Source organism: Leeuwenhoekiella sp. NPDC079379 (genome assembly GCF_044542075.1).
Lineage (GTDB): Bacteria > Bacteroidota > Bacteroidia > Flavobacteriales > Flavobacteriaceae > Leeuwenhoekiella.
Window position 1 is genome coordinate 291089 of the sequence record NZ_JBITTU010000003.1, and the last position, 12414, is coordinate 303502.

The 12414-nt window shown below is 35.5% G+C and carries 12 protein-coding genes and 1 tRNA gene; 10 read left to right on the plus strand and 3 right to left on the minus strand.

Annotation, left to right across the window (positions count from 1 at the left end):
* The 10 genes from ftsA to ACIGAM_RS07250 all read left to right on the plus strand — a co-directional run bounded on the left by ftsA (position 1) and on the right by ACIGAM_RS07250 (position 9704).
* Positions 1-1347 carry a cell division protein FtsA gene (gene ftsA, locus ACIGAM_RS07205; RefSeq protein ID WP_396510791.1) on the plus strand — a complete coding sequence of 449 codons (1347 nt, stop codon included), beginning with the start codon at positions 1-3 and terminating at the stop codon, positions 1345-1347.
* A 51-nt stretch (positions 1348-1398) separates the two neighbouring features.
* The gene (ftsZ, locus tag ACIGAM_RS07210) at positions 1399-3414 is read left to right on the plus strand and encodes a cell division protein FtsZ (RefSeq protein ID WP_396510793.1); all 2016 of its coding nucleotides are present in this window, start codon (positions 1399-1401) and stop codon (positions 3412-3414) included.
* A gap of 157 nt (positions 3415-3571) precedes the next feature.
* Positions 3572-4021, plus strand: coding sequence for a GatB/YqeY domain-containing protein (locus ACIGAM_RS07215; protein ID WP_396510794.1), 450 nt, complete (start codon positions 3572-3574; stop codon positions 4019-4021).
* A gap of 24 nt (positions 4022-4045) precedes the next feature.
* Positions 4046-4119: transfer RNA gene (locus tag ACIGAM_RS07220), tRNA-Arg, on the plus strand.
* Positions 4120-4338: 219 nt separating this feature from the next.
* Positions 4339-5070 carry a hypothetical protein gene (locus tag ACIGAM_RS07225; protein WP_396510795.1) on the plus strand — a complete coding sequence of 244 codons (732 nt, stop codon included), beginning with the start codon at positions 4339-4341 and terminating at the stop codon, positions 5068-5070.
* Between the two features lie 185 nt (positions 5071-5255).
* Complete coding sequence (locus ACIGAM_RS07230; RefSeq protein WP_396510796.1) at positions 5256-5975, plus strand: hypothetical protein; 720 nt, start codon at positions 5256-5258, stop codon at positions 5973-5975.
* A gap of 136 nt (positions 5976-6111) precedes the next feature.
* On the plus strand, positions 6112-6858 hold the full coding sequence (locus ACIGAM_RS07235) for a hypothetical protein (protein WP_396510798.1): 747 nt from the start codon (positions 6112-6114) through the stop codon (positions 6856-6858).
* A gap of 118 nt (positions 6859-6976) precedes the next feature.
* Positions 6977-8053, plus strand: a complete 1077-nt coding sequence (gene prfA, locus ACIGAM_RS07240) for a peptide chain release factor 1 (protein ID WP_396510799.1) — start codon at positions 6977-6979, stop codon at positions 8051-8053.
* A 31-nt stretch (positions 8054-8084) separates the two neighbouring features.
* Positions 8085-8906, plus strand: a complete 822-nt coding sequence (gene pyrF / locus ACIGAM_RS07245) for an orotidine-5'-phosphate decarboxylase (RefSeq protein ID WP_396510800.1) — start codon at positions 8085-8087, stop codon at positions 8904-8906.
* Positions 8907-8924: 18 nt separating this feature from the next.
* A complete protein-coding gene (locus tag ACIGAM_RS07250; RefSeq protein ID WP_396510801.1) occupies positions 8925-9704 on the plus strand; it encodes an ABC transporter substrate-binding protein in 780 nt (259 codons plus the stop codon).
* 33 nt (positions 9705-9737) lie between these two features.
* On the opposite strand, the gene ACIGAM_RS07255 is transcribed toward ACIGAM_RS07250, so the two are convergent.
* The 3 genes from ACIGAM_RS07255 to purU all read right to left on the minus strand — a co-directional run bounded on the left by ACIGAM_RS07255 (position 9738) and on the right by purU (position 12390).
* Positions 9738-10718 (minus strand): carbohydrate kinase family protein, encoded by a 981-nt coding sequence (locus ACIGAM_RS07255; RefSeq protein WP_396510802.1) that lies wholly within the window; start codon positions 10716-10718, stop codon positions 9738-9740.
* Positions 10719-10726: 8 nt separating this feature from the next.
* Positions 10727-11428, minus strand: a complete 702-nt coding sequence (locus tag ACIGAM_RS07260) for a DUF4197 domain-containing protein (RefSeq protein ID WP_396510803.1) — start codon at positions 11426-11428, stop codon at positions 10727-10729.
* Positions 11429-11535: 107 nt separating this feature from the next.
* Positions 11536-12390, minus strand: a complete 855-nt coding sequence (gene purU, locus ACIGAM_RS07265; protein WP_396510804.1) for a formyltetrahydrofolate deformylase — start codon at positions 12388-12390, stop codon at positions 11536-11538.
* Between the last annotated feature and the right edge of the window lie 24 nt (positions 12391-12414).

Below are 12414 nucleotides of genomic sequence, written 5' to 3' on the forward strand. Positions count from 1 at the left end.
ATGGAGCAGAAAGACATAGCAGTAGGTTTAGACATTGGTACCACCAAGATTGTCGCTATGATAGGTCGTTACAACGAGTATCATAAATTAGAAATTCTAGGAATAGGAAAATCTAAGAGCCTTGGTGTACATAGGGGTGTTGTAAATAATATTACACAAACCATACAGTCTATTCAGCAGGCGGTACAGGAAGCAGAGAGTGTGTCTGGCATGAAGATTGAAGATGTAGTGGTAGGTATAGCAGGGCAACACATACGTAGTTTACAACATAGCGATTACATAACCAGAGCAGATGCAGATCAGGTTATAGGGCCTCGAGATATAGATATGCTTTGTAATCAAGTACATAAATTGGTGATGCTTCCAGGAGAAGAGATTATTCACGTGCTTCCGCAGGAATATAAAGTAGACGGTCAAGCCGAAATTACACAGCCTATAGGGATGTATGGTGGTAGACTGGAGGCAAATTTTCACGTGGTTGTAGGGCAGGTGAGTAGCATACGCAACATAGGTCGTTGTGTAAAAAGTGCCGGTCTTAATCTTGATAAAATCACATTAGAGCCTTTAGCTTCCGCAAATGCGGTATTAAGTCAGGAGGAAAAAGAAGCTGGTGTGGCTTTAATAGATATAGGTGGAGGTACAACAGATCTTGCCATTTTTAAAGATGGTATCATTAGACATACAGCCGTAATTCCTTTTGGAGGTAATGTGATTACTGAAGATATTAAAGAGGGGTGCAGTATTATTGAAAAGCAGGCAGAGCTTCTTAAAATTAAGTTTGGTTCTGCATGGCCGGGAGAAAATAAAGACAATGAGATTGTTTCTATACCGGGATTACGCGGTAGAGAGCCTAAAGAAATTACACTTAAAAACCTATCTAAGATCATACACGCACGGGTTGTAGAGATCGTTGAGCAGGTATATCTCGAGATTAAAAATTATGGTCACGAGGAGCAAAAGAAAAAACTTATTGCCGGTATTGTTTTAACAGGAGGTGGCTCTCAGCTTAAACATTTGAAACAATTGGTAGAATACATCACAGGGATGGATACTCGCATTGGCTATCCTAACGAGCACTTGGCAGGTGATAGTGATTCTGAGACCACAAGCCCGTTATATGCAACTGCTGTAGGTCTTGTAATGAACAGTCTGGAGCATCGTAGAGATGAGCCAGAAGCACAACAAGATACAGCGATTGTAGAAGAAGAAGTGCCTGTAGAAGAACCAGAAGTACTACTTGATCAAGATGATGAAGAGATTGAACAACCAAAAGAGAAGAAAATGCGCAAAAGTATCTTTGATACTTGGGCAGAAAAGTTTAAAGACTTTTTAGATAATGCAGAATAAAAAATTGAATAAGAAAAACATCCAACTAATAAACCGGTAAAACGATATACTATGAGCAACACAGATTTTGAAAACATTTCGTTTGATTTACCAAAAAATCAGAGCAACGTCATTAAGGTAATTGGTGTAGGCGGTGGTGGTAGTAATGCTATTAACCATATGTTTAGTCAGGGAATAAAAGGAGTTGATTTTGTGGTTTGTAATACAGACTCGCAAGCTCTGGAAAATAGTCCTGTACCTATACGTATTCAGCTTGGGGTAAGCCTTACAGAGGGTCTTGGTGCCGGTGCAAATCCTGATGTAGGGGAGAAAGCAGCTATAGAAAGCTCTGAGGATATTAAAAGAATGCTGGGTACAAACACAAAAATGATCTTTATCACTGCCGGTATGGGTGGTGGTACAGGTACTGGTGCTGCTCCTGTCATTGCAAAAATGGCTAGAGAGTTAGATGTACTAACAGTAGGTATTGTGACAATTCCGTTTCAGTTTGAAGGGAAAATGCGTAACGAGCAAGCCCAGTTAGGGGTAGAGCGTTTGCGTAGTCACGTAGATTCACTTATAGTAATAAACAATAATAAATTACGTGAGGTTTATGGTAATCTTGGTTTTAAAGCAGGTTTTAGTAAAGCAGATGAAGTGCTTGCTACTGCATCACGTGGTATTGCAGAAGTAATAACGCATCACTACACACAAAACATTGACCTTAGAGATGCTAAAACTGTATTAAGTAATAGTGGTACTGCTATAATGGGTAGTGCAAATGCAAGTGGTGGTAGTCGTGCTCAGGATGCCATTAGAAAAGCATTAGATTCTCCATTATTAAATGATAATAAAATTACAGGTGCTCAAAATGTATTGTTGCTTATCGTTTCTGGTACCGAAGAAATTACAATAGATGAGATAGGAGAAATTAATGATCACATTCAGGACGAGGCAGGTCACAGTGCTAACATCATTATGGGTGTTGGTGAAGAAGAAAGCCTGGGTGATGCAATATCTGTAACTATTATTGCTACGGGTTTTAATGTAGAGCAGCAGAATGAAATCGTAAATACCGAAACAAAGAAAATAATTCATACTCTAGAAGACGAGCAACGTGCGCAGCACGAGTTATCTCCTAAGAGTACCGGTACACGTTTAAATTTTGATGCTCCTGCGGCTAAAGAAGCTGCAGAACCAGAAAAAAAACCGATTGTTCATACTCTTGACGATAGTGATGATCCTATAGATTTAATGGTGAATCAAAGTAAGAAAGAGGTTGAGAAGCCAAAAATGGATTTAATCTCTACTACAGATCTTATTCGTAATATTCAGGTTATATATGAGGAAGTTTTAGATTATTCTGCTCAAAAATCTGAGACAGACGATCTTGATCAAGATTTTAAAATTGTAAGTGTTGAAAAGCCTACACGGGCTCCTCAGGTAAATCTTTTTGATGAAGAGGAAGAGCAGTTTACATTATCTTTTGATCTTCCTCTAAATGATAAACCAAAACAAATCACTCCAGAATCTAACAATGATTCTGAGAAGGAAATATTTTATAGTTTAAACGATGATGTTAATGATATTGAAGTTAATAACCCTGTAGAGATCGTTTCGGTTACTGAAGTTAATGAGCAAGGAGAAAAGCGTTATAGCCTTGATGATTATATGGAGATGGAAGAGCATTTAAATAGTGCAAAACCAGAACAACCGGTAAAACCGCAAGCTCCTGTAAAGAGAGAAGAAGAACCTGTTGTGTTTGAGCGCAAAACAGTAGAAGCTAAACCTAAGGTAGAAGTAAATGAAGAGGATGAAAATCCTATGAATACACCTATTTCAGAGCTGCTAACTGAACGTGCCGCAGAGCGCAAGCGTATGATGAAAGAGTTTAATTATAAATTTCAAAACAATCAATCAAGAATTGACGAAATTGAAAGACAGCCAGCATATAAAAGACAAGGTATTGATTTAAGTCAAAACCCAAGTTCTAATTCTAATTTGTCACGTACTTCTTTGAGTAAAGACGACAACGACGAAATACAACTAAGAAGAAATAATTCTTTTCTACATGATAATGTAGATTAATCATTAGTTTAGTTTTAGACAAAAACCCCAATAGGTATACCTGTTGGGGTTTTTGTTTAAAAAATTTGAAGGTTTTTGAAATACCTTTTTTGCATTAAAAAAAATGGGGATAACATTTAATAATAGTTATCTTCGCTCTCGCGAAAAACAGAAAACTATGAGTTTACAAACAGATGTAATGACGGCTATGAAGACAGCGATGAAAGCAAAAGATCAAAATGCTTTAGCATCTTTACGCGCTATTAAATCTGCGATTCTGACTGCTCAGACAGAGAGTGGCGCAAGTGAAGAGTTGTCTGAAGAGGATGAGATTAAAATGCTTCAAAAGCTTGTTAAACAACGTAAAGACAGTGCTGCAATTTATATAGAACAAGATCGCGCAGAAATGGCACAAGAAGAGTTGGCTCAAGCTGCTGTTATTGAGCAGTTCTTACCAGAACAATTGGGTGAAGAAGAGATTGAAAAAATTGTAACTGCTGTTATTGAAAAAGCAGGAGCTAGCGGTATGCAGGATATGGGTAAAGTTATGGGATTAGTTTCTCAAGAACTTGCCGGAAAAGCAGACGGTAAAACGATCTCAACTATTGTAAGAAAGAAACTAGCATAATAAATTTTTCGATACTTCGAAAATGGCCTCGTGGCGCAACTGAATAGCGCATCAGATTTCGGCTCTGAGGGTTGGGGGTTTGAATCCCTCCGGGGTCACTAAATTAAAGAGATAAATATCATAATTGATGTTTATCTCTTTTTTATTTTTTATAAACATCTGAATTCATTGTAGATTAATCACTACTATATTTATACAGTGCAAATTTTTATGCGTAAGAACTTATATTAATTATAAATGCTTAGATTAACATATGTTTTATACAGCGGTAATATTTGCATTTAGTCTTTAATATTCTATAATTAGTAAGATTTTTTATGCTAGAAAGTTCTAAAAATGATTACAAATCATTAAGAAATATAGTGTACATAGCTATTGTCTTTGCTGTGGTAAGTTGCATAACAATTCTTTATACATCTCTTTTTACGGCTCGCTTGGTACGTATTCTTTATGCTACTGTATTAATAGGTTTTTATTTTATACGATTTAAACAAAGGAAAAAAACATTCCAATTAGCATTGGTTTTTTTTTGGATGCGTGACGTAAGTGGAATTTACTATGAGGCTAGTCTAGGAGTATTCTTTTATTTCGGGTTAGGAACAATCGCATATCTACTTCTTTTCTTTAAACAACTAAAAAATTTAATGCGTTTGAAATTTGAGGCACCCTCAATTGTAGCCACTGGCTTGTTTACTCTCGCATGTTTTATAATTTTATTCAATCTTAAGTATCTGCTAGGTGACGCATCAGAAGGATCTAGCGTAATTTATTATTTCTATTTTTTGGGTACGAGTATCATCGTTCTCATTTTGCTGTCATTCTATTATTATTACAGAATGGGTAGTCTTAGAGCGCTTATTTTTTCTTTCGCAATTTTTAGTTTAATGATATCTGACGTATCTTCTTATTTTGGATATTACCTCGGTGTATCTCCACTATTTTTAATTACCGGTGTTTTCTACATTATAGCTTTGGTTCTACTTATAAATTTTTTAGCGAGACCATCACTTATTTCAGAAGAGAATAGAATAGAAAATGATCTAATTTGAATTGTTTCAGAAGAAATTAATTATTCTTATTAGCAAATTTCTGTGCTTCAAATACTTTATGATTTATAGTGTTGTTTAAATTTCAATAAATCATTAATCACCTTAAATAGTTATATATAAGTTCTGATGATTTAATAAATTATTATGTTAATTTTAAAGCGAACTATACTATTAACCTAACCTAAGTGATTTTATTTCGTAAATATTTTAAGCTTGAGATAATAACCGTAATTCTATTAATTGTCAATTTAGCTGTTACACATTTTTTAGAATTGGATAGTTTTAGACTCGTTCGCTTATTTTCCTTAAGTATTTTAATAGGTTTTTATCTTTACAGAAGACATGTTAAAAGTGTATGGCTTATTTACGCCTTTCTCTTTTTTCTCATACGCGATGTTGCTTACCAGTTTTTTGAAGTTTTTTGGGGTGCAGAGACCTATATGACATTTGCTACTTTAGGTTATTTTTTCCTTGTGTTAGATAGATTGCCATTTTTTAGAGGTTCTAAGTTCAGTCTGTTTGCACTTGTTATTGGGATGTTATTAGTTGCTGCAAATGGAGCTATTCTGTTTGAATTAGGAATAATTGTATCTGGGCACGTAGATAATAATCTAGAACTTATTCTTTTTTATTTATATGGGGTTTCTTTAATCACTCTAATTCTTACAGCCTATTATTATAACCATAGGTTAAACAGTATGCGATCTCTGCTATTTTTAATGATGGTTTTTTGTTTTGTGGCATCAGATATAGCATCCTGTTTAGCTTATTATGTAGATCTTCAAATTTTGTATTATCTCGATCGAACAATGTTTATTGTTAGTATGGCTTTAATGGTAAACTTTGGTCTAAATATTAAAGGAGCAGCCACAGAAGAGGTAGATTTTATATCGCTTCAGGAATAAACAACTTCCTATAGAAGCTTTTTTGATCATTTGTGTGTATGAGAAACACTTAATTTTACTCTTTCAATAGTTTTTGTTATATAAATGGCTTAAATTCAGTGAAGTGACGGTTATTGTGTAAAAGGCTTATTGATAAATGGGTGAGAATGATGCGGCAAATCAACTAAAAAAGAAATCTACCTGGTTAAACAAACTGGTTTATCTAGGAGGGTTTCTAATTATCTGTAATGTACTTTCTGTAATTTTTTTACCTGTAATTACAACTCGTTATCTGCGTCTCATCTCCTCTGTAATTATCCTTTTGTATTATCTTTTTCTACTTCCGAAGCATAATCTATTATTCTTCTTTGCAATCGCCGCATTTATAGTTAGGGATTACTTCTCAATTTATTACGAGTCACAGACGAGTACCTATCTATATTTTGTCTTTGGTTTTATAGCCTATTCTATTTTAGTGATAAAACAAGCTAGAAATCTCCGTCTATATAGAGTACAACTCCCCTCATTACTTTCATTAGTTTTATTTGCGATCGCTAGTTTCTTTATACTAATTCTATTAGAAACGTTAGTAAAAGAAAATTTTACAAGTTCTGCTACAACTTACTTTTTCTACAGTATGGGTACTAGTATCATACTTCTTTTATTTATAGCAATCTACTACCATTACAGATTAGGTAATTTAAGGTCTCTTATTTTTTCGTTCAGTGTTTTCTCATTTATGATCTCTGACGCTATTTGTTGCTTCGCGTATTATATGGATTTATATAATCTCTACATTGCAGTACGTTTATTCTATATTCTAGGATTGATTCTTCTTACTAACTACGCAGTAAATTCTACTTTGCGTAAAAAAGAGTTGAGTTTTAAAGAGGAGCTTTGGTAATCTTCAAAAAAGTGTAACCTAATATTTAAAAATACTTAGCTGTTAGATTATTCATTCATTAAAATTGCTATACAACCCTTATTTTTTTGCGTAAATTCGCAGGCAATTAAAATTTCCCATGTTAGAACGATTAAACTTTATAAAACAGCGCTTTGACGAAGTAAGTGATCTTATTATTCAGCCAGATATTATTTCAGATCAAAAGCGTTATGTAGAGCTCAACAAAGAATATAAAGATTTACGCGCCCTTATGGATGAGCGTGAAAACTATATAAAGCATACGCAACGCATTGAGGAGGCTAAAGAGATTATTGCAGACGGTAGTGATCCTGAAATGACAGAGATGGCAAAGATGCAGCTAGAAGAGGCTGAAGAGGCTGTTCCTGCATTAGAAGAGAAAATTAGATTCATGCTGGTTCCTAAAGATCCTGAAGATTCTAAAAATGCTGTTATGGAAATACGAGCAGGAACCGGTGGTGACGAAGCGAGTATTTTTGCAGGTGACATATACCGTATGTACATGAAGTACTGCGAAAGTAAGGGTTGGAAAACCAGTACTATAGACTATAGTGAAGGTACAAGTGGTGGTTTTAAAGAAATTCAGGTAGAAGTATCTGGAGAAGATGTTTACGGTACCTTACGTTTTGAAGCAGGTGTTCACCGTGTTCAGCGCGTGCCGCAAACTGAAACTCAAGGTCGTGTGCATACCAGTGCAGCTACTGTCATGGTTTTTCCGGAAGCAGAAGAATTTGATGTAGAAATAAACCCTAAAGAAGTACGTATAGATTTCTTCTGTTCATCAGGTCCTGGAGGACAGTCGGTAAACACTACATACTCTGCGGTGCGTTTGACGCATTTACCTACTGGTTTAGTAGCACAATGTCAGGATCAGAAGTCTCAACACAAAAACAAAGAGAAAGCCTTTAAAGTACTTCGCTCTCGTTTATACGATATGGAGCTCGCTAAAAAGCAGGAAGAAGATGCCTTAAAACGTGGGTCTATGGTAACCAGTGGAGACCGTAGTGCAAAAATACGTACCTATAACTATCCTCAGGGTCGTGTTACAGATCACCGTATAAATCTTACGCTTTATGACTTGTCAAATATTATAGACGGTGATATTCAACGAATTATTGATGAGCTTCAGCTAGTAAGTAATACAGAGAAATTAGCCGAAGGCGGCGATGCAATCTAGTCGGCAATTCTAATTAGAAAATTAAACCCTTTTGAATAGTCAGCAACTTATAGATCAGATAAAAAAGAAACAATCGGTGCTTTGTGTAGGTCTGGATACAGATTTAGATAAAGTACCGAAACATTTACTGACTCTCGAAGATCCTATTTTTGAGTTTAATAAAGCAATAATAGACGCCACACATAAGTATGCTGTAGCCTATAAGCCCAATACGGCTTTTTATGAGGCTTACGGTATTAAAGGATGGCAGGCACTTGAGAAAACCATAAATTATCTCAACACAAATTATCCTGAGGTTTTTACAATTGCAGATGCTAAGCGTGGTGATATAGGCAATACTTCCAGCCGCTATGCTAAAGCATTTTTTGAGGATTTAGGTTTTGACTCGGTTACTATTGCTCCATACATGGGTAAAGACTCAATTGAGCCTTTTTTGGCTTTCGCCGGAAAATTTACAATTATGCTCGCCCTCACATCTAACCCTGGAGCATTTGATTTTCAAACCCAGAAAGTAGATGGGGTAGAACTTTATAAAAAAGTGCTTGAGACTTCTAAGTCTTGGGAGAATAGTGATCAACTAATGTATGTTGTTGGCGCTACCAAGGCAGAATATCTTGCAGAAATTCGTAAAATAGTGCCAGATGCATTTTTGTTAGTTCCCGGTGTAGGCGCTCAAGGCGGAAGTGTTGATGACGTTTTTAAGTATGGATCAAACGCTAATGCGGGGCTACTTATAAACTCATCTCGAGGTATTATATATGCTTCTGCTGAAGAAGACTTTGCAGAGACTGCTGCGTTAGAAGCAAAAAAGTTGCAGGAACAAATGGCCGTTCATCTTCAAAAGTTAAGCTAGATACCTAATTTTGACGCTATGAAAGATCAATTAGGGCGTCGCATTCAAATTAAAGAACTGCCCAAACGAATAGTTTGTTTAGTACCTAGCTTATCTGAGCTTTTGGTAGATTTAGGTCTTAGTGAATCCCTTGTAGGTGTAACTAAGTTCTGCGTACATCCTCACAGTTTAAGAACTGAAAAAGAAGTTGTTGGAGGTACTAAAACCATTCATAAGCATAAAATAGCCGCATTAAATCCTGATTTCATTCTTTGCAATAAAGAAGAAAATACACAAGATATTGTTACGGCTTGCGAAGCGATAGCACCTGTCTATGTTTCAGATATTAATAGTTTTGATGACTTTTATGTCTTTCTTTCACATTTGGGAGCGCTCTTTAATATTCAAGAAAAAACAGCTTCTTTTATTCTTGATATAAAGATTAAACGCGAAGCTTTCCGAAGAAAAACAGCTGATTTCCCAGAACGCAAAGTTGCTTATCTTATTTGGAAAAAGCCTTTAATGGTTGCCGGTCGTGACAACTTTATAAATGTCCTTTTACAAGAGCTGAATCTCAGAAATATATTTGAAGGTAAAGAAGGGCGCTATCCAGAAATAGTAAATTTAGAATTGAAAAGTGCAGATTTGGTATTTCTATCTTCTGAGCCTTTTCCGTTTACAGACCAGCATATTCAGGAATTTCAGGCTTTTACTAACGCAAAAATTAGTTGTGTAGATGGTGAGTATTTTAGTTGGTATGGCAGTAGGCTTCTAAAAGCTTTTGATTATTTTGAAAAGCTACTTAAATCTTTAAATTAAAGAAGCCATCAGAGGATGGCTTTATATAGTTTTCTATAGTCCGTAATTAGAAACGCGAATCTCTTCAGTTTCCTGAGCCGTTTTAAAAACATCCCAGTCTTTCCCCTGAGTACGTCTTGCGCCCAGAATATTTGCAAATTGTCCTGCTTTAACTGGGTCATTGTATTTGGCAAAGCCATAGGCAAGACCTCCAGCAAAAGAATCACCGCAGCCGGTGGTATCTACAACTTTAGCTACCTTAATTGATGCGATCCAGTCTTTCTTAAGTTTTCCATTTTCTAACTGATATAAAATGCAACCTCTAGAATCCATAGTTACATAAAAGAAAGAAACTCCTTTTTTAAGAACGTGATTAGCTAAATCATCTAAATGACCTGTTGCACTATCATCGTATATAGAGGGAATCTCGTGTATATATTCATTAGCAAATGACATACATTGCGATTCTTCGAGATTCATTTTCAACACATCAATATACGGGAGCCATTCATCTTGATCAACCCAAAATTTACGATGTCTGTGTCCTTTTACATCCATCGCTGTGGTAGCGCCGTGTGCATCAAAAATGATAATTCCTTTGCTGTGCTTTTTAATGTATTTTAAAGTGCTTAAGCTTATTTCAAAATCTGTAATAGGTACAAATACATAAGCATCTGCGTCAAGATGTTTTTTTATATGCTTTGGGCGTATGGGATTCATACAGGCAAGCTGTTTTTCTTCGCGATTATTTTGATCTTTAAAGTCAAGTAGAATTACTGTACCACGATCTTCTTTACTATTAATTCCGGCGAGATCAACATTTTCAAAATCTTTAAATTCAGTTGCAATGCCTTCACGATCTTTTTTATGAATATTAGAAACCGGAGTAACGGTTCCTTCACTATCTAAAAGTTTTGAAAGCGCAATAACAGGATGCGTTACACAGCCATAACGCATAATAATATCATTCTCATAGGTTGAGATGGTATCTCTAGGAATGGGTCCTGCTACAACTATTTTTAACGATTTTGTCATAAGAGTTATTAATCTTGTAATGCGAATACTTTTTGAAGTAACGTAGTGGTGCGCGCAGCAGCATTAGTTCTAATATCTTTTTCTTCTAAAGCGATCATGGTGTAAACACCTTTAAGGGCCTGGTTAGTTACATAATCTGTTAGATCTGGGTTAACATCATTAGTAAGCGGTAACGCATTGTATTTTGTAATAAGATTGCTCCAGATTTTATCTGCGCCTACTTTATTAAATGATTGCTGAATTATAGGATTAAACTGTGCGTATAATGCGGTATTTGTTTTATTCTCTAAATAAGAAGTTGCAGAATTGTCTCCTCCTAACAGGATGTTTTTAGCATCATTAAACGTGATTCCTTTTACCGCATCTATAAATATGGGAGTCGCTGTTCCTACAGCGTCCTCAGCAGCACGATTTAATACTTTTAAACCTTCGTCTGCCAAGCTTCCAAGACCAACACTGCGTAATGTGTTATCTACTTTTTGCAATTCTTCGGGCAGTAGGATTTTGACTAACGAATTACCGTAAAAACCATTTTCTTGAGTAAGTTTTGTTACTTGTTTATCTATGCCAAAATCTAACGCCTGGCGTAAGCCACTTGCTATTGTAGTATTGTCTACACCTACTTGATTAGGTAAATTATTTACTACAGATTGTAGTTCTGCGCATCCACTTAGAAAGAGTATGGCTGCTAAAGCAATTATTTTTTTCATTGAGTTAAGTTAGGTTTTTCTTCTTTAATTATAAAATGGAAAAGCGTCTAGAGGTCTATCTGTATAGATACTATTGCTGGTGAAGTAACTTTTTTTTCAAACAGTCACTACGCAAAAATTACGGTCTTATTTCCGTAGACCAGTACTTTATGTTCTATATGAGCTTTTATAGCTCTTGCTAAAACAATTTTTTCTAAGTCCCGACCTTTTAATATAAAATCCTGCACCGAATGTACGTGAGAAACGCGTACGATTTCTTGCTCAATAATAGGGCCTTCGTCAAGATCTGCAGTTACATAATGACTTGTGGCTCCTATGATTTTTACACCGCGCTCAAAAGCAGCGTGATAAGGCTTAGCGCCAATGAATGCTGGTAAAAACGAATGATGAATATTTATAATCTGATGTTTAAAGTTAGAAACAAAGTCATCTGATACGATTTGCATATAGCGAGCTAAAATAATAAGATCTATATTATGATCGCGAATGGCTTGTATCTGTGCTGCCTCAGCTTGCTCTTTTGTATCTTTTGTAACCGGAATGTATTTAAAAGGAATTTCAAACCGCTTCGCCACCACCTCAAGGTCTTTATGATTGCTTATAATGAGAGGTATTTCTACTTCAAGTTCGCCCGATGCATTTCGGCCTAAAAGGTCATAGAGACAATGATCGTATTTCGAAACAAATAAAGCAAGTTTCGGTTTATACAAAGCATCGTAAAGTTGATACGTGAGCTTATAATCATCTTTGAACTTAGCTGCAAACTGATTTTCAAATTCAGTAATTGTAAAATCAGCCTGGTCAAACTCACATTCTAAACGCATAAAAAACACGCTTTGTTGTCTGTCTACGTGTTGATCTAGATAAACGATGTTTCCACTTAATTCAAGTATATATTGGGTAATTGTGGTTACAATACCTTTGCGATCGGGGCAATTAATTAAAAGTGTAATTTTCTGCATAATTTATCAAGCTAGATTAAAGCT